23 protein-coding genes are annotated in these 26,300 nt (G+C 66.0%); 16 read left to right on the plus strand and 7 right to left on the minus strand.

Features of this window, described 5'->3' with window-relative positions; genetic code table 11:
- The 11 genes from HWN72_RS09175 to HWN72_RS09225 all read left to right on the plus strand — a co-directional run.
- A partial coding sequence (locus tag HWN72_RS09175) for a TonB-dependent receptor domain-containing protein (protein ID WP_211150088.1) occupies nucleotides 1-1,078 on the plus strand: 1,078 nt, incomplete at its 5' end.
- 109 nt (nucleotides 1,079-1,187) lie between these two features.
- Nucleotides 1,188-2,501, plus strand: a complete 1,314-nt coding sequence (locus HWN72_RS09180; protein WP_211150089.1) for an MFS transporter — start codon at nucleotides 1,188-1,190, stop codon at nucleotides 2,499-2,501.
- The gene (locus tag HWN72_RS09185; protein ID WP_211150090.1) at nucleotides 2,494-3,909 is read left to right on the plus strand and encodes an FAD-binding oxidoreductase; all 1,416 of its coding nucleotides are present in this window, start codon (nucleotides 2,494-2,496) and stop codon (nucleotides 3,907-3,909) included. The genes HWN72_RS09180 and HWN72_RS09185 overlap by 8 nt, the downstream gene beginning before the upstream one ends.
- Nucleotides 3,906-4,415, plus strand: a complete 510-nt coding sequence (locus HWN72_RS09190) for a V4R domain-containing protein (protein ID WP_211150091.1) — start codon at nucleotides 3,906-3,908, stop codon at nucleotides 4,413-4,415. Before HWN72_RS09185 ends, HWN72_RS09190 begins: the two co-directional genes overlap by 4 nt.
- Nucleotides 4,412-5,518, plus strand: a complete 1,107-nt coding sequence (locus HWN72_RS09195) for an LLM class flavin-dependent oxidoreductase (RefSeq protein ID WP_211150092.1) — start codon at nucleotides 4,412-4,414, stop codon at nucleotides 5,516-5,518. Before HWN72_RS09190 ends, HWN72_RS09195 begins: the two co-directional genes overlap by 4 nt.
- Nucleotides 5,518-6,468 carry an MBL fold metallo-hydrolase gene (locus HWN72_RS09200; protein WP_211150093.1) on the plus strand — a complete coding sequence of 317 codons (951 nt, stop codon included), beginning with the start codon at nucleotides 5,518-5,520 and terminating at the stop codon, nucleotides 6,466-6,468. Before HWN72_RS09195 ends, HWN72_RS09200 begins: the two co-directional genes overlap by 1 nt.
- 61 nt (nucleotides 6,469-6,529) lie before the next feature.
- Nucleotides 6,530-6,907, plus strand: coding sequence for a cytochrome c family protein (locus tag HWN72_RS09205; RefSeq protein ID WP_008828080.1), 378 nt, complete (start codon nucleotides 6,530-6,532; stop codon nucleotides 6,905-6,907).
- Nucleotides 6,904-7,806 (plus strand): DUF1080 domain-containing protein, encoded by a 903-nt coding sequence (locus HWN72_RS09210; RefSeq protein ID WP_211150094.1) that lies wholly within the window; start codon nucleotides 6,904-6,906, stop codon nucleotides 7,804-7,806. Before HWN72_RS09205 ends, HWN72_RS09210 begins: the two co-directional genes overlap by 4 nt.
- Before the next feature lies 1 nt (nucleotide 7,807).
- Entirely contained in the window at nucleotides 7,808-8,398 is a 591-nt protein-coding gene (locus tag HWN72_RS09215; protein ID WP_008828082.1) for a gluconate 2-dehydrogenase subunit 3 family protein, read from the plus strand.
- Nucleotides 8,395-10,119, plus strand: a complete 1,725-nt coding sequence (locus tag HWN72_RS09220; RefSeq protein ID WP_211150095.1) for an FAD-dependent oxidoreductase — start codon at nucleotides 8,395-8,397, stop codon at nucleotides 10,117-10,119. The genes HWN72_RS09215 and HWN72_RS09220 overlap by 4 nt, the downstream gene beginning before the upstream one ends.
- Before the next feature lie 401 nt (nucleotides 10,120-10,520).
- The gene (locus HWN72_RS09225) at nucleotides 10,521-11,159 is read left to right on the plus strand and encodes a glutathione S-transferase family protein (protein ID WP_036524842.1); all 639 of its coding nucleotides are present in this window, start codon (nucleotides 10,521-10,523) and stop codon (nucleotides 11,157-11,159) included.
- Nucleotides 11,160-11,204: 45 nt separating this feature from the next.
- On the opposite strand, the gene HWN72_RS09230 is transcribed toward HWN72_RS09225, so the two are convergent.
- Both HWN72_RS09230 and HWN72_RS09235 read right to left on the minus strand, forming a co-directional pair.
- Nucleotides 11,205-11,354 (minus strand): hypothetical protein, encoded by a 150-nt coding sequence (locus HWN72_RS09230; protein ID WP_211150096.1) that lies wholly within the window; start codon nucleotides 11,352-11,354, stop codon nucleotides 11,205-11,207.
- Between the two features lie 96 nt (nucleotides 11,355-11,450).
- On the minus strand, nucleotides 11,451-12,281 hold the full coding sequence (locus HWN72_RS09235) for a transporter (RefSeq protein ID WP_248005899.1): 831 nt from the start codon (nucleotides 12,279-12,281) through the stop codon (nucleotides 11,451-11,453).
- Nucleotides 12,282-12,391: 110 nt separating this feature from the next.
- On the opposite strand from HWN72_RS09235, the gene HWN72_RS09240 reads away from it, so the two are divergent.
- Entirely contained in the window at nucleotides 12,392-12,814 is a 423-nt protein-coding gene (locus HWN72_RS09240; protein WP_248005900.1) for a hypothetical protein, read from the plus strand.
- Nucleotides 12,811-13,734, plus strand: a complete 924-nt coding sequence (locus tag HWN72_RS09245) for a cation transporter (RefSeq protein ID WP_008829204.1) — start codon at nucleotides 12,811-12,813, stop codon at nucleotides 13,732-13,734. The genes HWN72_RS09240 and HWN72_RS09245 overlap by 4 nt, the downstream gene beginning before the upstream one ends.
- A 121-nt stretch (nucleotides 13,735-13,855) precedes the next feature.
- On the opposite strand, the gene HWN72_RS09250 is transcribed toward HWN72_RS09245, so the two are convergent.
- From HWN72_RS09250 to HWN72_RS09270, 5 genes are all read right to left on the minus strand, one after another.
- Nucleotides 13,856-14,605, minus strand: coding sequence for a sulfite exporter TauE/SafE family protein (locus HWN72_RS09250; RefSeq protein ID WP_036524288.1), 750 nt, complete (start codon nucleotides 14,603-14,605; stop codon nucleotides 13,856-13,858).
- 86 nt (nucleotides 14,606-14,691) lie between these two features.
- Complete coding sequence (locus HWN72_RS09255) at nucleotides 14,692-16,047, minus strand: amidohydrolase (protein ID WP_248005901.1); 1,356 nt, start codon at nucleotides 16,045-16,047, stop codon at nucleotides 14,692-14,694.
- A gap of 20 nt (nucleotides 16,048-16,067) precedes the next feature.
- Nucleotides 16,068-19,358: a TonB-dependent receptor domain-containing protein gene (locus HWN72_RS09260; RefSeq protein ID WP_248005902.1), complete on the minus strand. Its 3,291-nt coding sequence runs from the start codon at nucleotides 19,356-19,358 to the stop codon at nucleotides 16,068-16,070.
- A gap of 607 nt (nucleotides 19,359-19,965) precedes the next feature.
- Complete coding sequence (locus tag HWN72_RS09265) at nucleotides 19,966-20,610, minus strand: flavin reductase family protein (RefSeq protein ID WP_211150098.1); 645 nt, start codon at nucleotides 20,608-20,610, stop codon at nucleotides 19,966-19,968.
- Nucleotides 20,607-21,398 (minus strand): GntR family transcriptional regulator, encoded by a 792-nt coding sequence (locus tag HWN72_RS09270; protein ID WP_211150099.1) that lies wholly within the window; start codon nucleotides 21,396-21,398, stop codon nucleotides 20,607-20,609. Before HWN72_RS09270 ends, HWN72_RS09265 begins: the two co-directional genes overlap by 4 nt.
- A 233-nt stretch (nucleotides 21,399-21,631) precedes the next feature.
- On the opposite strand from HWN72_RS09270, the gene HWN72_RS09275 reads away from it, so the two are divergent.
- Genes HWN72_RS09275 through HWN72_RS09285 form a run of 3 tightly spaced genes read left to right on the plus strand, consistent with a single transcriptional unit; the run spans nucleotide 21,632 to nucleotide 26,182 of the window.
- Complete coding sequence (locus HWN72_RS09275; RefSeq protein WP_211150100.1) at nucleotides 21,632-22,816, plus strand: ABC transporter substrate-binding protein; 1,185 nt, start codon at nucleotides 21,632-21,634, stop codon at nucleotides 22,814-22,816.
- A gap of 4 nt (nucleotides 22,817-22,820) precedes the next feature.
- The gene (locus tag HWN72_RS09280) at nucleotides 22,821-23,696 is read left to right on the plus strand and encodes a branched-chain amino acid ABC transporter permease (protein WP_211150101.1); all 876 of its coding nucleotides are present in this window, start codon (nucleotides 22,821-22,823) and stop codon (nucleotides 23,694-23,696) included.
- Entirely contained in the window at nucleotides 23,693-26,182 is a 2,490-nt protein-coding gene (locus tag HWN72_RS09285) for an ATP-binding cassette domain-containing protein (RefSeq protein WP_211150102.1), read from the plus strand. The genes HWN72_RS09280 and HWN72_RS09285 overlap by 4 nt, the downstream gene beginning before the upstream one ends.
- Nucleotides 26,183-26,300: the final 118 nt, after the last annotated feature.

A 26,300-nucleotide genomic window follows, 5' to 3' on the forward strand; every position in this document is an offset into this window, starting at 1 on the left:
CGGATCGTACAACGCCAAGGAATTCTACGGCGAAGTCAACGTGCCGCTGATCAAGGACTGGGCCTTCGCCCAGCGCCTCGATGTGACCGGCGCGGTGCGTTACACCGACTACAGCACCTCGGGCAGCGTCACGACGTGGAAGGCGGGCCTCGACTGGGCAGTGAACGACTTCCTGCGCCTTCGCGCCACGCGCTCGCGTGATATCCGCGCGCCCAACATCACCGAACTGTTCAGCACCTCGGTGTTCGGCCAGAACACGCTGCGCGATCCCAAGACCGGCGGCAGCTACTTCATGCCCACGATCACGTCGGGCAACACAGCGCTCAAGCCGGAGAAGGCCGATACGCTGACCGCCGGCATCGTCCTGACGCCGGGCACGCACCTGCGCCTTGCGGTCGATTACTTCGACATCAAGATCAACGATGCGATCTCGACGCTGGCTTTCCAGTCGATCCTCGATCGCTGCCAGACGGGCGAAACCGTGCTGTGCAGCCAGATCGTGCGCAATAGCAGCGACGTGGTGACCTCGGTGACGAACAAGTACATCAACGTCGCCAGCCTGAAGAACCGGGGCGTGGATGTCGAGTTCAGCTACCGCCAGCCGCTGGACGAGATTTCCTCGCTGCCCGGCACCATTAGCCTGCGCGCCTTCGCGACCTACACGATCAAGTCGACCACCAGCGACGGCCGCGTCACCACTCGCCTCGACGGGCAGGTGGTGAACACCGTCGCCAGCGTGCCGAGCTGGATCGTCAACACCAACCTGGGTTACGATGTCGGTCGCTTCGGGATGCAGTTGCAGGGCCGCTTCATCAGCGCCAGCAAGTACGACAACACCTATGTCGAAGGCGTCGATATCAACGACAATTCCGTGCCGAGCCGACTCTACGTGAACCTCTCGGCACAGTACAAGCTGCTGGACAGCGACCTGGGCAACGTGGAAATCTTCGCGGTGATCAACAACCTGCTGGACAAGGACCCGCCGCTGGTTCCCGTCTACGGCGTGGGCGCCACCAACTTCGCATATTACGATGCGATCGGCCGCGCCGGCAAGGTGGGCGTCCGCTTCAAGTTCTAAGCTCCCAGCCGCGAGGGTCCGGTCGGCCATGACCGGCCGGGCCCTCGCTTCCACGACCCCAGACGCCTTTAATTGGTGACAGTTTTACGAGATGGAACGAGCCACACCCATGGATATGCCCGCCCCAGCGTCCACTTTGGCGGGGGATGGCGACGCCGCCCTGTTCGCCAAGGTCGCGCGCCGCCTGCTGCCGTTTCTGTTCGTGTGCTACCTGATCGCCCAGGTGGACCGCATGAACGTCGGCTTCGCCAAGCTCACCATGCTCAAGGACCTGGGGTTCAGCGAGCTGGTCTACGGCATCGGCGCGGGCACGTTCTTCATCGGCTACGTGCTGTTCGAAGTGCCCAGCAACATCGCGCTGAGAAAATTCGGCGCGCCGATGTGGCTGGGGCGGATCATGATCACCTGGGGCCTGCTGTCGATCGCGATGCTGTTCGTGCGCACGCCCGCCAGCTTCTACATCTTGCGCTTCCTGATCGGCGTGGCCGAGGCCGGGTTCTTCCCGGGTGTGATCTTCTATCTCACCTTGTGGTTCCCGGCCGCGCGGCGCACCCGCATGACGGCGATCTTCATGACCGCGATCGCGGTGGCCGGCGTCGTCGTCGGACCGGTCTCCGGCCTGATCCTGGAGACGCTGCACGATTTCGGCGGACTGCCCGGCTGGCAATGGCTGTTCATCATCGAAGGTACGCCGGCAGTGCTGCTGGGCATCGCCTGCATGAAGCGCCTCGACGCCGGACCTGCCAGCGCGCTCTGGCTCACCCCCGCAGAGCGCGACCGCCTGGCCGCCATCGTCGCGCAGGATGGCCCCGCAGTCGGCCCCGCAACTGGCCATGCCCCGCTGTCCTCGGTCATGACCAACGGCCGGGTCCTCGCGCTCAGCCTCGTCTACGGCTGCTACGGCACTTCGTTCTTCGGCTTCGTGTTCTGGCTGCCCACCATCATCCAGAGCGCCGGCATCGCCAGCCCGCTGATGATCGGCGTGCTCAGCACCATCCCCTGGCTGGTCGGGGCGGCCACCATGCTCACCCTCGCTTCGCGGGTGTCGAGCTTGCGCAACGTCGGCCCGCTGTTGATCGCATTGGCGCTGGTCTCGGCTTTCGGCTGGGCCGTGAGCCCGGCGGCGCTCGTCAGCATGCCGCTGGCGATGCTGTGCTGCTCGCTGGCGATGGCGGGTACGATGGGTTCGCTGCCGGTGTTCTGGAACCTGCCGACGGCGATGTTCACCGGCACCGCTGCCGCCGCCGCTATCGCGCTGATTTCGGCGCTGGGCAACATTCCCGGCTTCCTTTCGCCCTATCTCGTCGGCTGGATCAAGACTGCCACCGGCGCCTTCGATATCCCGATGTACGTCTTCGCCGCGACCATGCTGCTCGCCGCGATAGTTCTTTCGTTCCTGACGCGAGCACCCGCCCATGACTGACACCACCGCCCTTTCCACCACCACCACCGACGTCGTCGAGCGCCTGCTCGCCGCACTTGGCCCCGACATCGTCACGCTCGCACAAGAAGCAGACGGGCGCCGCTTCGCCGACTGGAGCGGTATTCCCTCGGGCGACGTCCTCGCCCTGATCCGCCCCCGCTCGACCGAAGAACTCTCGCAGGCCATGGCGATCTGCCACGCCGCCGGGCAGCCGGTGACCGTGCAGGGCGGACTTACGGGCCTTGCCGGCGGTGCCAGCGCGCTCGATGGCGAGATCGCCGTCAGCCTGGAGCGCATGAAGGCGATCGAGGAGGTCGATGCGGTCTCGGCGACGATGACCGTCCAGGCAGGCTGCGTGCTGCAGAGCGTTCAGGAAGCCGCGCTGGCGGCGGGCTACTTCTTCCCGCTCGACCTCGGCGCGCGGGGAAGCTGCACCATCGGCGGCGTGCTGGCGACCAATGCGGGCGGCAACCGCGTGATCAAGTACGGCATGACCCGCGACCTCGTGCTCGGCGTCGAGGCGGTGCTCGCCGATGGCCGCGTGATCAGCGGCCTGCACAAGATGCTCAAGAACAACAGCGGCTACGATCTCAAGAACCTGCTGATCGGCAGCGAGGGCACGCTGGGTATCATCACCCGCGTAGTCCTGCGTCTGCGTCCTCGCCCGTTGGGGGTTTCAACCGCGTGGTGCGGACTGGACGACTTCAAGGCCGTCACCACGCTGCTGCGGCGTGCGCAGTCCGAACTCGCCGGCGGGGTATCGGCGTTCGAGGTGATGTGGCCGAGCTACTACGACTATGTGCTGGGCAACTTCCCCGAACTGCGCCGTCCTTTGGCGGGGAGCCACGGCTTCTATGTGCTGCTGGAAACGGACGGCGCCGATCCAGAGGCGCAGGGCGAGCAGTTCGAGGCCTTCCTCGCCCGTATGTTCGAAGAGGAAGTGCTGGAGGACGCGGCGGTCGCGATGTCAGAACGCGCCGCGCTGGATTTCTGGGCGGTGCGCGATGCGCCGGGTGAATTCCCGCGCCTCATTCCCAACATGATCGCCTTCGACATCAGCTTCGCGGTCAGCGACCTGGCCGAAGCTGCGAGCCGCATCACCCAAGGCCTGGAGGCGCGCCATCCCGGCTCGCTGGCGCTGGTCTACGGCCACCTCGGTGACGGGAACATCCACCTCATCGCCGACGTGCCGGGTGCGACGGCGGAGACGGTCGAAGCCGTCGAGGCCTTCGTCTACGGCGTCGTCTCCGACCTGGGAGGCTCGGTTTCAGCGGAGCACGGCATCGGCCTCAAGAAGCGCAAGGTGCTCTCGCGCACGCGCACGCCCGACGAACTGGCGACGATGAGCGCGATCAAGCAGGCGCTCGATCCTCGCGGCATCCTCGGGCGTGGGCGCATCCTGGGATGAGCGCGACTATCCCTCCCTTCCGCGATCGGCTCGACTGGCGCGCGGTGCCCGGCCAGGTGGTCGACGGCGCAATCCGCTACATGCTGATCCGGCCCGACGCGCTCATGGGTGCAATCATGCGCCTGTCGCCCGGTGCGCAGGCCGAGATGCTGGCGGCGCTCCACGCCTCCGTGCTGGACTTCGGCGGGCGATCAGCCGGCACCTACAACAAGACCGCCAGCCGCCCGCTGGTCGAGGTGGTGGCTCAGACCGCGCCGGACCTGGGCTGGGGCCTTTGGACCATAGCCCACGAAGCGGACGCCATCCGCGTCACCGTCGAGGACAGCCCCTTCGCGGCCCCCTTGACCGGCGCGGCGCAGCCTGTGTGCACGGCGATGACCGGGATGCTCTCGGCCGTCGGCACGATCATGAGCGGCTCGCCCGTCACCGCCACCGAAACCCGGTGCGCCGCGCAGCACGGCGGCACCACCTGCCACTTCGCCATTCCAATGGAGCATAATGCATGAATCCGATGCTCGGCCCCAACCGCCTCAAGCTCGGCACCTTTGCCAGCAACGCCGACGGCGGCTTGTCCCTGACCACCGTGCCCGAACGCTGGACCGCCGCCTGGGACGACTGCCTCGCCGCGGCACGGACCGCCGACGAGGCAGGCCTCGACTTTCTGCTGCCGATCGCCCGCTGGCAGGGTTTCGGCGGTGCCACCCGTGCGCGCGAATGGTCGTTCGAGACGCTGACCTGGGCCTCGGCGCTTGCGGCTGCGACCAGCCGCATCGCGCTGTTCAGCACCGTGCACGTGCCGCTCGTCCACCCGCTGTTCGCGGCCAAGGCGCTGGCCACGATCGACCACGTCTCGCACGGGCGCGCCGGTCTCAACATCGTGTGCGGCTGGAATCCGAGCGAGTTCGGCATGTTTGGCATGACGCTGGACGACGACGGCTATGCCCGCGCCGCCGAATGGCTGGATGTGATCGAGAAGCTCTACGCCGCCGATGGTCCCATCGACTTCGACGGCCGCTTCTACAAGCTGAAGCAGGCGATCACTCGCCCCGTCGCCCTGCAACGGCCGCGCCCGGTGACGATGAACGCCGCCTTCAGCCCGCCGGGCCGCGACTTCGCCGCCAATGCCTGCGACCAGCTGTTCACGACCTTCACCACGATCGAGGAAGGCAAGCGCCACATCGCCGACATCGCCACGCGCGCCGCCGCTGCCGGGCGCGAGGTCGGCGTGAGCACCGTTTGCCACGTGGTGTGCCGCCCCACCGACGCTGAGGCCGAGGCCTATTACGAGGACTATGCCCTCACCAACGCCGACCACGATGCGGTCGAGCAGCATATGAGTTCAAAGCAGAAATTCTCCGGCTCGCACGATGACGAAAGCTATCGTCTCTACCGCCAGCGTTTCGCCGGCGGGGCCGGCAGTTTCCCGCTGGTAGGCTCGCCCGGGACGATCGCACGGCAGATGGCCGAGATATCGCAGGCCGGCTTCTCAGCCATCGCGCTGTCGTTCGTGAACTACCGCGAGGAGTTGCCTTACTTCTGCGAGAACGTCCTGCCGCTGCTGGTCGAGATGGGCTTGCGCGAGGATGTCCTGGTCGTGGAAGCGGCCTGATGCGCAAGCAAGCCTTGATCGGTGGCGTGGCCCTGGTCGCCGCGATGATGGCAACGGCAATTGGCGCCGCGCCGGCACCGGCCTCGGCTCCTGACCCGAAGATGCGCAGCGCCGAAGCGGTGGCGGGCAAAGACCTCCGCGCACTTTACGAAGTGCTCTGCCCCGTCGATGTCGTCCACCCGCCGGCGGAGAACCTGGCCGATCGGGCGAGCTGGTATTCGCCCCCGGCAAAGGCGTTCGACGATCTCTATTACGTCGGTCAGCAGGGCGTTTCCGCATGGGCGCTCAAGACCGACGAGGGCCTCATCCTGATCGACGCTCTGTTCGATTACTCGGTCGGTCCCGAGATCGTCGATGGGCTCAAGGCGCTCGGCCTCGATCCGGCGACGATCCGCTATGTCGTCGTCACTCATGGCCATGGTGATCACTACGGCGGCGCGCGCTACCTGCAGGACACTTACGGCGCGCGGGTTGTGGCGAGCCGCAAGGACTGGGACGTGATCGCGCAGACCACCCGCTGGACCGATCCCAAACCTCGCCGCGACATCGTTGTCGATGGGGCGATGGACCTGGCCCTGGGCAGGACGGTAATCAGTCTGATCGAAACGCCCGGCCACACGCCCGGCACGCTGTCGCTGCTGTTCCCCGTCCACGACGGGGCTGAGCGCCATGTCGCCGCGCTGTGGGGCGGCACCGCGTTCAATACCCGAACGCGCGAGCAGTACGCGGGCATGGCCGCCTCGGCCGAGCGGTTCGCGGGGCTTGCGCGCCAGCGGGGCGCGGACGTCTGGCTGTCCAACCATCCGGTGTTCGACGATACGTTCGCGAAGATCGCCGCGGAGCGGAAAGGGGCGACCTCTCCCTTCGTGACGGGCCAGGCGACGGTGCAACGGGCCTTGAAAGTGGCCGCGCAGTGCAGCCGGGTCGCCCTTGCACGCGACTACCCATAGACCTCGAACCGGGTGGGCCATGACCTGCCGGACGGGCCGCAAGAACAGAAACGGAGCTTCCATGACTTATACGAGAACTCTCCTTCGTGCGGCCGTCGTAGCCGCAGGCGCCACCTTGCTGCCGAGCGCAGCATCGGCGCAAAGCGCCCCGCCGCCGCAGTTCGCCATGTGCAAGGTCTGCCACAAGACCACCGACAAGGCTCCTTCCGCCATCGGCCCGACCCTTTGGCGCGTTGGCGGCCGCAAGGCCGGGACGCTGCCGGGCTATGCCTACTCGCCGGCGATGAAGCAGTCGGACCTGGTGTGGGATCGCAAGACGCTGATGGCCTTCCTCGCCAAGCCGCGCACCGTCGTGCCGGGGACCAAGATGGCCTATGCCGGGACCTCCGACCCCAAGGCGGCCGCCGCGCTTGCGGACTACCTGCTGGGGCTCAAGTGACCGTGCGCCGGATCGCCACCCTGCTGGCCGGCCATGCTACCCTAGCAGCCATGCCGGCGCTCGCCGCTCCCGATAAGGACGCGGTCGAGATGCGCGAGATATCGCCGGGTCTGACCTTGCCGTTCCGCGCGCTCGCGCCCGGATTGCCGCCGGTGCCGGACTACGGCAAAGCCAAGGCACCGCCGCTGCCGGTCGCCATTCCCGAGGGCTTCACGCCAATTTTCAACGGCCGTGACCTCGCCGGATGGCACGTCAGCAAGACATCCCGCCACGGCACCGCGCCCGACTTCGCAGTGCGTCAGGGCGTGCTAATGGGGATGCAGGGCGCGCCCGGCCAAGGCGGGCAGTTGGTCACCGATCGCAAGTACCGCAATTTCGAACTCTCCTTCGACTTCAAGCCGGACTGGAGTGCTGACAGCGGCGTATTCTTCCGCACCACCGAAGAAGGTGCAGGCTATCAGGTAACGCTCGACTACGTTTCGAGCGACCGCGCCTACACGGCCGGGCCGGGGTTGAACTTGGGCAGTTTCATCGGTGAAGGCGGCGTCCAGGTGGGTGACGTCCCGGCGACCTCGCCCAAGCTCGATCCCGCGCAGGCGGCGGCGAAACCGCAGCCCGACTATGCGCATCCGCCGATCGAGCCGGTTCCCGACTTCTGGAAGCGGGAGCAATGGAACCACGTCCGCATCCGCGTCGCCGGCGACGTGCCTCATGTCACCGTATGGATCAACGGCACGCAAGTGAGCGACACCACCGACACCGCCAACCATGCGGTCGGCGGCATGGTGGCGGGACCGATCGCGCTGCAGGTCCATGGCGGCTGGCAGCGCTGGCGGCCGGGCGACGTGCTGCGCTGGCGCAACATCGCGATCCGCAAACTGCCCAAGGACGCGAAGTAACATGGACCGTCGGCTGTTCCTCGTCTCGGGCCTGTTCGCCGCCTCGCTTTCGCTGAGCGGTGCGCGGGCGGCATGGGCTGCACCGGCGCCTGCGGCAAGCGCGCTGACGGCGCCGCAGATGCGGTTCCTGTCCGCCTTTTGCGACACCATCATCCCGGCCACGGATACCCCCGGGGCCCTGGCCGCCGGCGTGCCCGCCTTCATCGACCGTATTGCCGTGCGCGCCAGCGACGAAGCGCAGATCGCCGCCTTGCGCACCTCGATCGACGGGCTGGAGCGGGTGCTCGACACGGCTGCGGGCCGGCCCTTCGCGGCAGCCCCCGCGCCCGTGCGGCACACCGTCCTTGCACAAGTGGACGCCGCCTCGATGCTGGGCCGCAAGGATTGCCGCGTGCCCGCCACCAGCGCGGACGATGCCGATGGAGCAACCTACCGGCTGCTCAAGGCTATCACGGTCTGGGGCTTCTATACATCCGAAGCCGGTGGCTCGCAGGATCTGCGCTTCGAACTGGTGCCCGGCGGCTATGCGCCCGATATCGAGCTTGCCGCCGACTGGCGAAACTACTGCAACGAAACGGTGCTTGGCCAATGAGTATCTCGAAGGACTTCGATGCGATCGTGATTGGCTCGGGCATCACCGGTGGCTGGGCGGCCAAGGAACTGACCCAGCGCGGCCTCAAGGTCGCGATGATCGAGCGCGGCCGCATGGTCGAGCACGGCACCGATTACGCAACCGAAACGCTGGCGCCCTGGGAGTTCGACTACCGCGCCCAGCGCGATCCCGCCGCCACTCATGAGGGCCTCGCCGGCTATGGCATGAGCAACGCCAACCTCAACGGTGCGTCCTCGCTCTACCCGCTGACCGAGGCGCCGGGCTTCTTCGTGGCACCGGAGGATCATCCCTACCAGACGCCGCAGGACGCACCGTTCAACTGGACCCGCGCCTATGTGATGGGTGGCCGCTCGCTGGTTTGGGGCCGCAAGTGCTTCCGCATGAGCGACCTCGACTTCACCGCCAACAAGCTGGACGGCCATGGCACCGACTGGCCGATCCGCTACGCCGACCTTGCACCCTGGTACGACCATGTCGAAAGCTTCATCGGCGTCTCGGGCAGCACCGAGGGGATCGCCCATCTGCCCGACGGCCAGTTCCAGCCGCCGATGGCGCTCAACCACGTCGAGCAGAAATTCAAGGAATGGATGGAGGCGCACTATCCCGGTCGCAAGTTCATTCCCAGCCGCCTCGCCAACATGACCGAGGCAAAGCCGGACGAAGGCCGCTCGAACTGCCAGTACCGTAACCTGTGCGCGCGCGGCTGTTCCTTCGGGGCCTATTTCAGCACGCAGAGTTCCACGCTCCCCGCCGCGCAGGCGACCGGGCTGCTGACGGTGCTGACCGACAGCCGCGTCGTGTCGATCGAACACGATCCCGCAACCCGGCGCGCCAGCGGCGTGCGCGTGCGCAATACCGCTACCGGCGCGACCACGACGGTGACCGGGCGCACGATCTTCCTGTGCGCATCGAGCTTCAACAGCACCGCGCTGCTGTTGCAATCCACCAGCGAGGCGTTCCCCACCGGCCTTGGCAATACCAGCGACGTGCTGGGCCGCTACATCATGGACCATGCCTCGGGCGTGCAGGTCGTCGCGCATGTGCCGGGCTATCAGGACCGCAACTACACGGGCTTCCGGCCGACCAACCATTTCATCCCGCGTTTCCGCAACGTCGGAGGCGACACCTCGCCCGCGTTCCTGCGCGGCTACGGCATCCAGCTCGACGCCGCGCGTGCCAACTGGGAAGCGGGGGCTTTCGGCGCGGGCATCGGTGACGACCTCAAGCGCAAGGCCCGCCAGCGCGGCGACTGGCGCCTGCGCTTCAACCTGTTCGCCGAGACTTTGCCCGATGCCGAAAACCGCCTGACGCTGGACCCCGCGGCTCGCGACAAGGACGGTATCGCGCAAATCCGCGTCGCCCTGCGCTTCGGCGCCAACGAGCGCAAGTTGCTGGACGACGCCATCGCGCAAAGCGTCGAGATGGCCGAGGGCTTCGGCGCCACGGTCGTCTCCCGTCCCGGCGAGGGTTATGCGATCAAGGGCGCCATCCACGAGATGGGCGGTGTGCGCATGGGCCGCGATCCGGCCACCTCGATGCTCAACGGCTTCAACCAGATGCACGCGGTCGAAAATGTATTCGTGACCGATGGCTCGGCCATGGCGTCAAGCGCCTGGCAGAACCCTTCGCTCACCTACATGGCGATGACCGCGCGGGCTGCCGCATATGCGGTGGACGAGATCAAGCAAGGGAAAATCTAGCTATTGTTTCAATGTGTTCGGGCGGAATTTTTGCTGTGCAGCTTACGTCCAAGGCCGCCCGAAAGCATAGGTCTGGTTTCCCCGCCAGCCTTTGGCCAACTTGAAACAGCAAACTCATCACCGACGCCATGCCTTATCAGGTACCGATGCCAGGCTGTGTGAAAACGTCTTCGCCGTCGTGGTCGATGGATCGTCCGAGGCCGAGTTTGCGCGACATGGTCATATCCGGCGATTACTCTTTGGCGACTTGAGGGCGCGAAAGGGATGCTCGGCGGTCTGGCGCCAGATGCGCACAGCGTCCGGATTGGCAAGACGGCGCTGCCTCGGCGGGATGGCGGCCGCAACTTTGCCGGGCACCAGCCGTTGGCATGATAAGCGCAGCAGCGGAGAACCATGTACCGATGATCGTCGTCCACCATCTGGAGAACTCGCGTTCGCAGCGCGTCCTGTGGCTGCTGGAAGAGCTGTCCCTGCCCTACGAGGTCAAGCGCTACGAACGCGATCCGAAAACGATGCTGGCGCCCCCCGAACTGCGCCGCATCCACCCGCTCGGCAAGTCGCCGGTGATCGTCGATCGCGATCATTTCGGCACCGAACGTATCCTGGCCGAAACCGGGGCCATCGTCGAATACCTCACCGGCAAGGCCGACGGGCGGCTGGGCAAGCCTTATGGCGAGGATGCGGCGCTGCTCTATCGCCACTTCCTGCATTATGCCGAAGGATCGCTGATGCCGCCGCTGCTGGTCAATCTGGTACTTGGCCGGATCCCGCTGCTGGGCAAGGCCGCGCAGAAGAAGCTGCAACCGATGATCGACGTCCACCTCGATTTCGTCGAGCATGAACTGGCGTTCCGCCCCTGGTTCGCGGGCAATACGTTCACCGCGGCCGACATCATGATGAGCTTCCCGCTCGAAGCTGCCCGCGATCGCGGCGGTCTCGAGCGCGGACGCCCAGCGACGATCGCCTGGCTCGACAAGGTTCATCAACGACCGGCCTATCAGGCCGCGCTCGAACGTGGCGGCCCTTATCGCTTTGTCTGAAAGCGGCATCCGGCGTCAGGAGGCCGGTTCGGGAAACCGGCTCCATCACTCGTTCGCCGGGTGGCCCGCGCCAATGGGCTCAAGCCGGAAGGCCTGCAGCGACGGGCGTGTGGATCGCAAGGCCTTGAAACCCGGCGAACGCGGAAACAGCCCCAGCTTGGCGATGTAGTCTACGTAGCGGATGGGAGTCGGCATGGCCGCCGATCTGTTCGGGCGCCGGGCTTTCTCCGCCCGGCACCGTGCCCCCTTCTCGATTGCGCGGAGCACGGCGGACACCGCGCCGGCAAACAGCTAGAACTTGCGACTGATGCCAAGGCCGACGCGCACGTCGGGCGTATCGGCATTTAGGCCCATCGTCGTCTGGAAATCCAGCTGGGTGAGATCGTCCGTGCGCCATGCCAGCGAAAGCGCCGCACTGGTCATCGTCGTGCTGCCTTGCGGGTCGCGGTCGCGGGTGAGTTCCAGTTCCGGCGCGATCCGCAGGTTCTCGGCAATCGTGAACTGGAAGCCCGCTGCCGCCCCATAAGCCAGATGCCGTCCCGATCGGTCCTCGTCGGTAGCCGCCTCGATGCTGGGGGAAAGGGCGAATGCGACCGTATCGCTGAACTTGTAGCTCAGCGGCACAATCAATCCGGCGCTCCAGTCGCCGTCACCCACGCCGTTCGTCGCGGTTGGAAGCGTGGCATAGGCAAGAAGCCCTGCAGCGACGCCGTTCGCCTTTTCCTGCGGATGGCGCAGGTTCTGCTTCAGGCCGATCGTCACGTCGCCGATACCGCTCGAGCGCTCAGAAACGCCGCCACCGTAATCCTTGCGCGCCATCCGCGTGAAGGCCGTCCAGCCGACCTGAAGCTCTGTCGTCGCCGCAAGGCCGTAACGCACCTGAGTCTGCGCCAGTCCCAGCGTCGTCTCCCTGCCCTCGCCGTCCGTGTTGCGCTCCCACTCCGCAACACCGAGTTCGATCTGGAAATGCCCCGGATCGACGGTACAGGCCGCAGTCGTGAGGCCGGGACGTTCGGTGCACAGTTCGCGCAGCCTTGCCGCACCGTCTCCCTGATCCTGGGCCAGCGCCGGACCGGGCAGCACAAGCAGCAATGGCATCAGCAGCCCGGGTTTCCGCATCATTTCCCTATCGTGTCCATTCTTGGCTCGAAGCGAAACAACACGGCGGCCTGCTCGTTCCTCCGACCATGCAGGAAAAAGGGTCAGGGACCATGAAAGGGGCCGTCGTCGGGATGATGATGCTGGTTGCGGGCTGCGACGGGCTGCCGCGTGACCCCGCACACACATCGACCCGCATCGAGGAGACAAGGCGCTTCGATGTCGGGCTGGTATCCGGAACTCCCGAAAGTCCGGACGCAAGGCGGCTCGTTGCCGAAGTGGAACGTCGAGCGCACGCCCGCGCCCGAATACACGAAGCCACGGGGGACCGATTGTTCGGCGATCTGGAAGCAGGCAAGATCGATCTCGTCGTCGGCGCCTTCGCCCGGGACAGTGCCTGGAAAACCGACGTGACGTTCGGCCCGGCCGTGCAAACGTTGCCAGGATCTGCGGCACCGCTGGAACTGAAGGCGGTGATGCGCAACGGCGAAAATCGGTGGATCATGCTGGTCGAGCGCGCCTCCCGCGCGGTCTCGGCGGAAGCGAGGGCGCAATGAGCAACAGCCTCCCCGACGAACTGCGCCCGGCCATGCACGCCGCCATCAGGCTGGAGTACTGGAACCTGTTCTGGACGGCGACCATCATCGCCGTGATGGGGCTGGTCCTCGGCCAGAGCCAGACGATGAAGACCGCGTGGGTGGAGGACACCCTGGGCGTGGTGCCGCCGATCATGTTTCTGATCGCGGCGCACATGGAACTGAACGGCAGGCGATCGCGAAAATTTCCCTTCGGCTTCGAACGGGTCAACGGCCTGGGATTCTTCGTTGCCGCCGTCGCATTGACGGCAGTGGGCCTGCTGCTCCTCTACAATGCCGCTGTCGCGCTGGCGACGCAGGAACACGCCAGCGTCGGATCGATCGTGCTGCTTGGCCACGACTTCTGGCTGGGCTGGCTCATGATCGCGGCGCAGATCTATTCGCTCGTGCCCCCGATGCTCATCGGCCGCAGGGAACTGCCGCTGGCCGAGAAGCTCAACGACAAGCTCCTGCACACCGATGCCCTGATGAACAAGGCGAACTGGCTGACGGGCGCGGCAGGTCTCGGAGGGATCATCGGTCTTGGCCTGGGCTGGTGGTGGGCGGACTCCCTGGCCGCCGCGATCATATCGCTCGACGTCATCAGCGACGGCGTCAAAGCCTTGCGATCTTCCACCGCAGAACTGATCGACGGCGCTCCCCGCGCGCTCTCCAGCCCGAAACTCTCGGGTGACGCGCTCGAACTGGAACAACGCCTTCAGGACGAATTTCCGGAAGCGACCATCCGGCTGCGGGAAACCGGCCGCCTGGTCCGGGCCGAAATCCACGGCGTCCATCCGCCCGGCGAAAAGCGACACCCCCGGCACTACTGGCCTGGAAAGGCCGATCGATCCTGGCGCCTTGCCCAGGTCGGCTTTGTCCCGCCCGCCGAGGAACCGTGAAGAGGTGGGCGGTCAGCCGGGCATGGCTCGGCTGCGCTCGCAAGGGCGTTTCAGGGCGATGGCCGGACGGCAGGCTTCACCAGCAGTTTCGTCACGCCCGCTTATCGCCGCCATGGGCGTATCAGCCATACGCCTTGATGAAGAACGCGGCGGTCACGAAGAACGCAAGGGCCAGAGTGGCCGCTCGCACCAGTGCCGGCGACAACCGAATGCCCAGCAGTGCGCCCAGATAGCCGCCGACCATCGCGGAGGGGGCAAGGATGGCCACTTCGCGCCAACCGACCGCGCCCGCCAGAGCGAACAGGATCACCGCTGCGGTGTTCGCAGCGGTGACCAGCAAAGTCCGCAGGCCCTGCAGCCGCTTGAGTTCCTCCCGCGTCGCAAGGCTCCAGAATGCCATCATCATGATGCCTACAGCCCCGCCGAAATACCCTCCGTAGATACCCAGAACCAACTGGCCGCCAAGGATCGCGGGGCCGCTCGCCCCGCTCCATCCGTGAACTCTTGCGGTAATTCCGCGCCCGAAGGCGAGCGCAAGGCTCGCCAGCAGTAGCAGCCAGGGCAGAGCCTGAACGAACAGCGCCTGAGGCGTCGCCAGCAGCAGGATGCCGCCTGCAAGGCCGCCTGCAGCCGACACCGCCGCCATCCAGCGCAGCGGGACCGCCGCGATCGGCACCAGCCCCTCGCGATAGACCCAGGTGCTGACGGCGCCGCCGGGGTAAAGCGCCAGACTGCTGGAGGCATTCGCCGCCACGGGAGACAGTCCGACCGCCATCAGCGCCGGCAACGAGACGAAGGACCCGCCGCCGGCCAGCGCATTCATGGCGCCGGCCAGCACACCTGCCGCGATCAGGAGAAGATCTGTGTTCACGAGCGGGGATATGCCGCGCTCCTGAACGCGGCACAATCCGGATGATGCCGGGCGGCGCTTCACCCGGGACGAAGGCCGCGCGATTGTCAGGCCGCGTCCAGCGCCCCCGACACCAGATTGCCCGCGTGGAACACCGCCTTGCGTGGCGACTGGCGCGCCACCGCCTCGGCCGAGCAGGCGGCCGGGACCAGCACCATGTCGGCGGCGTCGCCTGCCTTGGGCCAGACCTGCTTGCCCGCGGCATCCAGCGGGGTCGGGCCGCCGGTGGCGATCTTCAGCGATTGCGAGATGGTGTACTCGTCGCTCCAGCCATAGAGCTGGCACGCCAGCTTGGCCTTTTCCAGTACGTCGCCGCTGCCGAAGACCGACCAGTGATCCTCGACGCTGTCGGTGCCGGTGTAGACGTGCACGCCCTTGTCCAGCAGGATCGGGATCGGCATCATCCGCGTGCCGAACGGCAGCGTGGACGCCACCGACATGTCCAGCGCGGCGAGGCGCGCGGCCAGTTCCTCCATCTCGGGCGCGGGCAGCGACATCATCGAGAAGGCGTGGCTGAGCGTCACCTTGCCGCGCAGTTCGGGTTCGCGCTCCACCGTGTCGGCGATGCGGCGGATCGCGGCGATGCCGCTGGCGCCGGGTTCGTGCAGGTGGATGTCCACGCCCTTGTCCATGTCGAGCGCGACCTGCATCATCGCATCGACCGACTTCTCCATGCCGCCGTCGAGCGCGGTGGGATCGATGCCGCCCACATGCGTCGCCCCCGCCGCCATCGCCGCGCGCATCGTCGGGATCAGGTCGGCGCTGACGAAGCCGTGCTGCGGGAACGCCACGATCTCATGCCCGAAACCGTCGGCGCGGCCGTCGAGCGCGTGCTTGAGCAGTTCGACGTGCTTGGTCCCCACCACCGGATCGACGTTGCACTGGCTGCGCGCAAAGGTGGTGCCGTTGGACTGCAGCAGATCGACCAGCTTGCCCGCGCGCTCCTCCAGCGTTGGGAGGAGCTGCGGCAGCAGCGTCTGCTCCAGCTTGATCTGCCCGCGAATGCCCTCGGTCCGCTTGCGCGGGGACACCCACGGGCCGCCGTAGAAGGTCTTGTCGAGGTGGATGTGCATGTCGCGGAACGAGGGCAGCAGCAGCATCCCTCCCGCATCGCGCACCGCCACACCCATCGGCGCAGGCGCATCGGCGGGGAGGATCGCGGCGATCTTTCCGCCGCGCACCAGCACCGAGGCTTTCGCAGTCTCGGTGCCGACCACTTCCGAACCCTCGCGCCGGTAGCCTGTCTCCAGCGTCACGCCGCGCAGCAGGAAGCTCGCGCCCTTCGCCTCGGCCGGCTTCGCCTTCGCCGCCAGCGCCGGAGCCGCGACCCCGGCCGCGCCCGCCACCAGAGCGGCGGCAAGGATACCCCGGCGGGAAAGCTGCATGTCATTGCGATCCATCATCGTCGTCCCTTCCCTAAGCCTTAGAACTTGAACCGCGCACCGATCTTCATCTGCCAGACCGACTGCGTATTGAAGCTGGTCGCCGCGCGGCCGACGAAGCTGTCGTACTGGTAGAAGTTGCCCTGCGTCGGGCAAGCCCCGGCGATCTGGCAATTGCGCGCCACCACGTTCGCCGAGACATAAGGCGACGGGATCTGCTGCAGCACGCCCCACTTGCGGTTGATGAGATTGCCCAGGTTCTCGACGTCGAGATAGATCTCCGCCTTCGCCCCGTCGGGGAAGAAGCCCGGAATCTCCTGGCTGATCCGCATGTCGATCGTCGTCAGCGCAGGCGCGGTGAAGGCATTGCGCGGCGCGATCTTGCCCGCATACTTGAGCAGCCCGTTCTGCTTCAGGAAAGCATTGAACGCAGCGATGTCAAAGCCCGGCGCATACGTCACGATCGCATCGCTGCCCGCCGTCACCTGCCCGCCGCTCGTCTGCGGCACATAGAGCAGCTGGCGATTGCGCGTCGCCAGCGCGCCGTTCTCGCCCACCAGCATGTCGGCGGCCATGTTGGCATTCGCGCCCACATCGAAGGTATAGCTGAACACCTGCCCCGAGCGCCTCTGCCCGAACAGCGTCAGGCGCGTGCGGTTGTCGCCGAAGAAGGCATGCGAATAGCTGACCGACAGCTTCGACAGATGGCGGAACTCATAGTTCGAGGTCGCCAGCGCCGGATCGTTCGGGTCCGAAGTCGCTACCCCGCTGTAGTTCGACGCAGCCACCGTGGTGATACCGGGGTTGACGTCCTTCGAACGGATGTAGGTGTGCGAGAACATCGCCTCCAGCCCGTCCAGCGGCCCTTCACGCCAGGTCTTCGCCAGCGCCAGACCCAGCTGGTTGGCATAGCCCTGCTTGGTGTTGGTCACGAGAATATCGTTGCGGTTCTCACGCCCCGGCAGATAGGTCGGGCGCCCGTCCGGCGCATCCGGCCCGCGATTGGCGCCGGCATAGAGTTCGTACCACGCCACCGCATTCTGCACTTCGGAGTGGATGAACTCACCCGCCACGCGCCAGCCGTTGCCGAACGCACCCAGATCGAACTCCTTCTGCGCCCCGATCGACATCTTCCACGTCGACTGCGGCTTGAAGTTCTTGTCGAGCGCATTGATGAGCCCCTGCCCGCGCGCCGCGCTGGCGGTATTGGCCGCCTGCAGCGCCGGGTTGACGTTGAACCCGTCCACGTTGCTCAGCCCCGCAAGACATGCCGCGCTCGCCGCCGCATTGCGGGTGCAGGTCACGTTACCCAGCATCTGCCCGGTGTTGTAGAAGGTGTTCGCCGTCCACACCGTGGGCGAACCGCCGCCGAACAGACCGACGCCGCCATAGACCGTCAGCGTCGGGTCGGGCTTCCAGTTGAACCCGAAACGCGGCTGCAGCAGGTGCTTGCCGTCGAGGTTCTCGGTATTGGAAATGCCATAGCGCGCCATCACCACCGGGTTCTCGTCGGGCCGGTCGGACTGCTCGAAGAAGTCATAGCGCAGGCCCGCCTTGATCGTCAGTTCGGGCAGCACCGCCCATTCGTCCTGCAGGTAGAGCGTGTTGGTCGTGGTGTGCAGCGTGAATCCCGCATCCGCCTTCTGGTTGCTGCCCGCATTGGCATAGCTGACCGAAGAGGCATTGCCCGCGCGCAGATCGTCCAGCGAGTTGAACACGTAGGAGCCGTTGGCGTTCTGCACGAACAGATCCCAGATCTTCAGCGCCTCGCGCTCGTACCCGGCGGTGATGCGGTGCGATCCGGCGGTATAGGTCGCCTTGGCGCGGTACTGCTGCAGATAGGTCGTCAGCTCATTCGCCTGATACGAGGCATTGGTGCCCGCATAGACGCTCGGGCCGGTCGTCGTCCCGTTCAGGTAGACGCGGAACTGCGCGAAATCGTTGCCCGCCAGCGGGAAGCCCGGATTGTCCATCTTCTTGTAGGACGCGCTGATTTCGGTGCTGAAATTGTCGGTCCAGTCGGAGAACACCTGCGCCTTGTAGACGTCGAGGTTGTTCTGCCGCTCCACCCACTGCGACAGCAGCCCAAGCGACGTGCTCGACCCGGTCAGTGTGTTGCCGTTCGCCGAGATCGAGGAGCCGCGCGTGCGCTGATACGAAACCGTGGCACGGTGGCCCGGCGCGATGTTCCAGTCCAGCTTGCCGAAGAACTTCTCGTCGCGCGAAGGCAGCTTGGTCGCCTCGTAGCCGAGCGGGTCGTAGCCGTAGCGGTCCTTCAGGATCTGGCGCACTTCGTTGGCCTGCGCCACGCTGACGCCGGGCACCTGATTGGCGAAGTCCGAACCCGAAGGGCCGACCAGCGAAGGCTCCGAACGCTCGAACTTCTCGTAATTCAGCGTGAAGAACAGCGTGTCCTTGATGATCGGCCCGGTCAGGGTCGCGCCGAAGGTCTTTTCGGAGAACTTGCCGGTCAGGCGGCGGTCCTGCTTCGATCCATCCTGGAAATCGGTGTAGCCGAAGCGGCCGCCCTGCAGCGCATCGCCGGTATATTCGTAGAAGACCTGACCGTGGAAGCTGTTGCCGCCCGACTTGGTGGTGGCATTCAGGGTGCAACCGCCGAACGCGCCGTAGTTCACGTCATAAGGCGCCAGTTCCACGCCCAGCGTCTCGACCACGTCGATCGAGATCGGCGAGCGCTGCGTGGGATAGCCGTTGGCCTGCAACCCGAAATCGTCGTTCTGGCGCACCCCGTCGATGGTCAGCGAATTGGTGCGGTTGTTGGCGCCGCCGCAAACCAGCGCATCGCTGTTGCTGGGATCGACCGCCACGAAGGGGTTCATCCGCGCCAGATCCTTGAGATCGCGGCTGATCGACGGCGCGGCCTCGATCTTCTGTGCGGAGAAGTTGGAGCTGGGTCCGGTCTTCAGGTCCCCGCCCTCGAACGATTTGCCGCTGACGACGATCTCGGTGACTTCGCCCAGCGCGAAGTTGAGCTGGAAGGCGTCGCCGGTGTTGATCGCCGGTACGTCGACCGACTTGGTGCCCTGCTCCGGCGACGTCGCGGTGACGCGGTACGGCCCGCCGGGGCGCAGGTTGCGCACGGCATAGACGCCGTCGGCGCTGGTGGTGGCGGTGGTCGTCGTGCCCGAGGGAACGTGGACCACGGTGACCGGCACGCCGCCGACGGGATTGCCGTCAGGATCGGTCAGGCGGCCGTTGATCGCGCCTGTAATGATCTGCGCGTGGATCGCGGTCGGCACCGCAAGCGCGATCCCCATCGCACCCAGAGAAAGACCGAGAGAAAATCTGGCAGTCAGCTTCGCGTTACGCATGATCGTCACCCCCATGGCTGTGTCGAGATCACGACCGGAATGCGGTGCGGCGGGCTCTTGCCCTTGCCGCACCCGGCGACCCGATCGCTCGTTGCGACTCATGTCATAAGGTGATTTTCGTCGATGATCCAAGATTAAATCGTCGACGATCTAACAATTTTTCGCGAACGTTGATTTTCTGCGAGTTTCTGTTGCGATGCAGCAACGGCAAAGCCGCCGGTGCCGAAATCACAAGGCGATTTTTGGGTTCCGTGGAATCGAATCGTTCACGATCAAGCGGCTGGCTTAGGGTCTATCTGCCACCATCAGGCCGCCCTTCCGGAGCGCGCTTGCGCACTTCCGGGTGCCGCCAGAACCCCCGCTAGACCCCCGCTAGACCCCCGCTAGGTGCCATTGAGTGCCACCTGGGTGCCGCTTGAGTGCCCATCGAGGCGCCGTGAAGAGAATGGTTCACGCAGAGACGCGGAGGCGCAGAGGTGCCGATTGGCGCCGCAGGCTTTTTCCTCATTTCAGCGTCGAGGAAAACGCACCGTGAAATTGAAAACGGAGCCTCCGCGTCTCTGCGTGCCCGATCTTACTGTTTGCTTCGAACCGCCCGAACGCCCGATCAGATCCGATCGATGGCGGTTTCCCGCGCCTCGCCCTGCAAGGCGAACCGGTCCCGCGTGCGGGTGTAGAAGCTCGCGCCGAAGCGGCCGACCGGGAAATAGTCCTGCAGGTTCACCCGCCAGAGTTCGGTATCGACCAGCCCCTCACGCGCATGCAGATGCAGGATTTTCCCAAGGAAGATATACCGGCTCTCAGTCTCGATCGTCTCCCACAGCCGGCATTCGAAGGCGATCGGCGCCTCGACGATACGCGGCGGCAGGACGCCGGTGGACGGCACCGAATGGAAGCCGACAAGGTCCAGCTCGCTCTGCTCGGGCGGCAGCGAAGTGCCGCAATCGTGCATCTGCGCGGCAATCTCCTCGTCCGCCATGTGGACGACGAATTCCTGCGATTCCAGAATGTTGGCAGCGGTATCCTTGAGCGCGCCGTCCTGCAGCCGGTTGATCGATATCATCACCAACGGCGGGTCTTCGCCCAGCATCGCGAACATGCTGAAGGGCGCGGCATTGACCACGCCGCCCGCATTGACGGTGGTGACCAGCGCGATCGGCCGCGGCACGATCAGGCTCGCCATCAGCTTGTAGCGCTGATAGGCGCCGATCGCGTCGAAATCGACGTGCGTGGCGGGCGGGGTCGTACTCATCCCAGGTTCAACATCTGGGCAAGGCTCTGCGTCGAAGACCCGCGATCGAGGCTGATATTGTCCTCCAGCGCGCGCAAATGGCGCCCCATCTCCGCCCGGGCCGAGGCGACGTCGCCCTTCTCCATGTAGTCGACGATGCGCCCATGCTCGGCGTGCTCGCACGCGGCATTCCCGGTCGGCTGGTACAGCGCCACGATCAGCGAGCACCGCGTCATCAACTCGGTCAGGTAGGCGGTCAGGATCGGGTTCCCCGCCACCGCCGCGATGCGCAAGTGGAACTCGCGCGCGCATGCCGCCCAAGCGGGCTGATAAGGATTGTGCGTAACCTCATGCTCATGCGCCAGCAGCTTGCGCAAGTCGGCCAGATCCTTCGCCGTATGCCGCCGCGCCGCGATCTCGACGATGGACACTTCCAGTGCGCGCCGCGCCTCGAAGATCTGCCGGGTCTCCTCAGGCGTAGGCGCGGCGATGACGGCGCCCTTGTTGGGCCTTAGCTCAACGATGCGCTCATGCTCAAGCCTTTGTAAAACCTTGCGAATAACCGCCCGCGAAACCCCGAACAACTCACAGAGCGCCGGCTCCGGCAGTTTGGTCCCGGGCGTCAGCCGCTGGTTGAGCACGCTGTCGAACACGGTCTGGTAGATATGCTGCTCCACATCCCCGCCATGGCTCACTGCCGGCGCGACCAGATCAGGCGCAGCCTCTGCCTTGCGCGCACGGCGACCGGTTGCAGCCTCGGGAGAAACGGCACTGGCACCTTCGTCCGACATGTCGACACTCTGCTTCATGATCCAAAACCGCCTTTCACCACGCAGCCGCAACACCGCGACAACGCCCCACCCCTCACCGACACTCCACTCTCAAAACACACGATGGATGCGCCGGATTCGCTTTGCACCAGAATCAACGATTATGGCAAGTACAATCATGGACGATTTGATATATAAATCGTTGACGATTTTTGTGTTGAATTGTTGCGCGAGAATGATAGCCAGATTGCGAACCTCAATGAAGGCGGACCATGGCGATTCTCGTTCCCAGGCGTACCATCCTCGCCGGCATGATTGGCGGCGCGGCGACGGCTCTCTCCGGATGCGCGCGTAGCAGCGACCGGATCGGTGTCGGCCTGATCACCGCCCTCACCGCCCAGTCGGCCAAGTCCGGCGAAGCGATCTCGCGAGGGCTGAGCATTGCCATCGACGAGATCAATGCAGGCGGCGGCTTGCTTGGCCGCAAGCTCGAACTCATCCGCCGCGACGACGAGAGCAATCCCGGCAAGGGCGTAATCGCCGCGCGCGAATTGCTGTACAGGGAAGGCGTGGCGGTTCTGTTCGGTGGGCTGGATACGCCAGTGGCCCGCGCGATCGTGCCGATCGCCACCGCCGCGCGCGTGCCCTTCGTAGTGCCTTGGGCGGCAGGAACGGTGATCACGCATAACGGCACCGATCCCAATTACGTGTTCCGCGTCTCGGCCGTGGACGAACTGGTCGACAAGGCGATGGTCGCTTTCGCACAGCGCAATTACGGCATGCGCAAGCCGGGCCTGATCCTGCTGAACAATCCATGGGGACAGTCCAACGAAAAAGGCTTGAAAGCCGCCCTCGCCGCCGCTGCGCTGCCTTTGGCGGGCTCGGAGAAGTTCGAGCACTCGGACGTCGACGTCACGCCGCAACTCGGCCGGTTACGCGCTGCCGGAGCGGATTGCCTGCTGATGGTGGCGACGGTCGGTCCGTCGGCGCAGGTCGTGAAGTCACTGGACCAGATGGGCTGGGACGTGCCGATCGTCTCTCACTGGGGACCTGCAGGGGGACGCTTTTCCGAGCTGGCAGGCCCTCACGCGAACAGGGTGAAATTCGTGCAGACATACAGCTTTTTCGGCCCGGACACCCCGGTGAAGACCCGCGTTCTGGCCGCTCTCAAAGCGAAGTACCCGGAGATCAGGGGGCCTCAGGACGTGACCCCCGCCGTCGGTGTCGCCAATGCCTATGATGCCATGCATCTGGCCGCTCTGGCCATCCGCACCGCAGGATCGCTGGACGGCGAAGCGGTGCGGCGCGGCTTCACGCGGATCGGGCGCTATGAGGGCTTGATCAAGACCTATGACGCACCGTTCGCACATGGTCAGGACGCCCTGGACGAGCGCGATTACGTCTGGGCCGAATTCGATCAGGGTCGCATCGTGCCGCTGCCGTCGAAGGCGGCCTGAGGACATGGACATCCTGCCCGCCCTCCTCACCGGCCTTGCGCTCGGTTCGATCTACGGACTGATCGCCCTGGGTTTCCACATCACCGCGTCGATCTGCGGTGCCGTCAATTTCGCGCAAGGCTCCAGCGCGATGCTGGGCGCGGTGCTGCTCTGGATGATGACTGAGGCCGGATGGCCGGTGCCCATCGCGGTAGGCGTGACGATCCTTGCCTGCGGCATCTACGGCCTGGTCGTGGAGCGCGCGGCGATCCGTCCGTTCCTGGGCCGCAAGTCCGACGCCTGGTTGATGGCGACGGTGGCGCTCGGCCTCGTCTGCGACAACGGGATGATGCTGGTGTTCGGCGCGGAGCCGCGATCGCTCGTCTCGCCGCTGGCGCAGACTTCGTTGCGGGTCGGCGGCATGGATCTCGGCATCTATCCGCTGCATCTGCTGATCCCGGTGGTGATGCTGGCGTTGGCGGCGGGCATAGACCTGTTCCGCCGCCGCACCCTGCACGGCACCGCCATGCTGGCCGTGGCCCAGAACCGCGATGCCGCCGCGATAATGGGCATTCCCGTAGGCCGGGTCATCGCCGCCGCCTTTGCGCTTTCCTCCGCCCTTGCGGGCATCGCCGGCATGCTGGTGGCGCCGCTCACCCATGTCGAAAGCGGCATGGGCGTGGTGCTGGGCCTCAAGGCTTTCGCCGTCGCCATTCTGGGCGGGCTCGGCAGCGCCTGGGGCATCGTTGCCGCCGCCCTGCTATTCGGGCTGGTGGAGGCGCTCGTCACGCTCGGGGTCGGCTCGGGCTATACCCAGATCGTGACCTTCATGCTGGTCATCATCGTCCTTGCCGTGCGCCCCGACGGGTTGCTTGGCCGAGCAAAGGTGCGCAAGGTATGACCGCTCTCTCCGTTAATCCCGCCCTCCATCGGAAAGCGGCGCTCTCGCTCTGGGGCCTGTGCCTGCTGGGCGGCGTGGCCGGGGCATTGCTGCTCAACGGCTATTATGCTTTCGTCATCGGCCAGATCGCGCTCCTGGCCATTGCCGGTATCGGGCTGAACGTGCTGATCGGCCTGAGCGGCCAGTTCAGTTTCGGCCACGCCGCTTTCTATGCGATCGGCGCCTATGCCGTGGCGATCTACACGTCGCACGGCTGGTTGCCGTTCTGGCTGGCCTGGCCGCTCGGCGTCGTGATCGCGGTCGGCGTGGGCGCCCTGCTGGCTCTGCCTGCACTGCGCGTCAAAGGCCCGTATCTGGCCATGGTGACCATCGCCTTCGGTCTGGTGGTCGAACAGACGCTGGTTGAAGCCGAAAGCCTGACCGGCGGCCAGAGCGGCATCCTGCAGATACCGCCCCTCTCGCTGGCGGGGATCGTGCTGGGCGACCGGGCGATGGCGATCACGGCGATCATCGTCGCAGCGCTGGTGATGACGGCCTATCATGTGCTGTCCGCCAACGGCTGGGGACAGGCCATGCGCGCCGTGCGGGATTCGGAGAATGCCGCTGCGTCCATCGGCATATCCCCCACGCGCACGCGCATCGTCGCCTTCATGGTATCCGCCGGGTGCTGCGCGCTGGCGGGCGGCCTTTCCGCACCGCTCAACAGTTTCGTGACGCCGCAGTCCTTCGGCCTCAACTTCTCGATCCTGCTGGTGCTGACGGTGGTGATCGGCGGCACCGGATCGCGCCCCGGCCCGGTGCTGGGCGCGATCGTAATCGGCTTGCTACCCGAGTTGCTCTCCTCTTTCGAAGCGTACCGCGTCCTTGCCTACGCCGCACTGGTGCTGATCGTGCTATGGCTCGCGCCCGGGGGCATCGCCGGGATGCTGCGCCTGCCAGCGACCCCGACCGGCGACCGCGCCGACGAGGCCGCCACCATCGCCGCTCTGCTGCCTGCTCGCCCGCGCGCCGCCCTTTCGGCGCAGGGACTGGGGATCAGTTTCGGCGGCGTGCGGGCGATCGCCGACCTCGATATCGCCATCCCTGCAGCGACCGTGACGGCGCTGATAGGCCCCAACGGCGCCGGAAAATCGACCGTCATCAACATCCTGAGCGGATTTTACCGCTCGGACACCGGCGAGCGCAGGATCGCAGACACCTTGCTCGCGCCCGGCAGACCCTGGCTGTCCGCAAGGGCGGGCGTGGCCCGCACTTACCAGACCTCGGCCCTGTTCGACAGCATGAGCTTGGAAGACAACGTCCTGCTCGCCATGCGCAAGGGCCGCCTTGGCGCGCTGCACGGCAAGGCGCTCGACCGGACCGGCACGGATGTGCGGCATGCGCGCGCCCTGCTGCTGGCCTGCGGCTTCGAGGGCGCACCATCGACGATCGCGGGTGTGCTGGCGCATGTCGACCGGCGACTTGTCGAGATCGCCCGCGCGCTGGCGACCGATCCCGACACCCTGTTGCTCGACGAACCCGCCGCCGGGCTCTCGCAAGCGGAAAAACGCGTGCTGGGCGACCTACTGCGCCAGATCGCCGCAGCCGGGATCGGCGTCGGGCTGGTCGAGCACGACATGGCGCTCGTGATGAGCGTGTCGGATCAGGTTGCCGTGCTGCGCACCGGCGCATTGATCGCACAAGGCACACCGGCCGAGATCCAGGCCGACCCTCTCGTGCGCGAAGCCTATCTGGGCGAAAGACGGATCGGCGGACAGGCCCCGGCCGTTCCGAAAGGCGGAGAGCCCTGCCTTGGCGCCTACGCGATCCACGCAGGTTATGGCGCAGTCGATGTGCTGCACGGCATCGACATCGAAGTCCGCCCCGGCGAAGCCGTCGCCCTGCTGGGCGCGAACGGCGCGGGCAAATCCACGCTGATGCGCATCCTTTCCGGACTGATGGCGCCGCGTTCGGGCCATCTCCGGCTCGAAGGCACGCAGATCGGTGCGCAAGACAGCCGCGCCCGCGTACGCCAGGGGCTGGTACTGGTTCCGGAAGGACGGCAGGTTTTCCCCGAACTGTCGGTCCACGACAACCTGCGGCTCGGCGGCTATACCCGCCGTGAGAATGCGGCGGCACGCATGTCGGCGATACTGGAGCGCTTTCCCCGCCTTGCCACCATGCTGGACCGGCAGGCCGGGCTGCTGTCGGGCGGAGAACAGCAAATGCTGGCCATCGGCCGCGCCCTGATGGCCCAGCCGCGCCTGCTCCTGCTCGACGAACCTTCGCTGGGGCTGTCGCCGCAGATGACGTCGGACTTGTTCGAACAGCTTCGGCAGCTTCGCGACGAAGGCATGGCGATGATGATCGTCGATCAGATGGCCGATCTGGCGCTCAACCTGTCCAGCCGCGCCTATGTGCTGCGCGGCGGCCATGTCGCAGCGGCGGGAGCATCGGCGCAGATCGCCGCGGACGACAGCCTCGATAACCTGTACTTCGGCAGCTGAACCGAGCTCCGGACGGACACGACTGGCTCCAGGGTGACCGACCCGCCAGCTCGGCGGCAAATGCATCCGGAAAATAGAAGCTGCCCACACAGATCAAAAGGTCGCGACGACCGGGACA

Source organism: Novosphingobium sp. HR1a, from assembly GCF_015594425.1.
GTDB classification, from domain to species: domain Bacteria; phylum Pseudomonadota; class Alphaproteobacteria; order Sphingomonadales; family Sphingomonadaceae; genus Novosphingobium; species Novosphingobium resinovorum_A.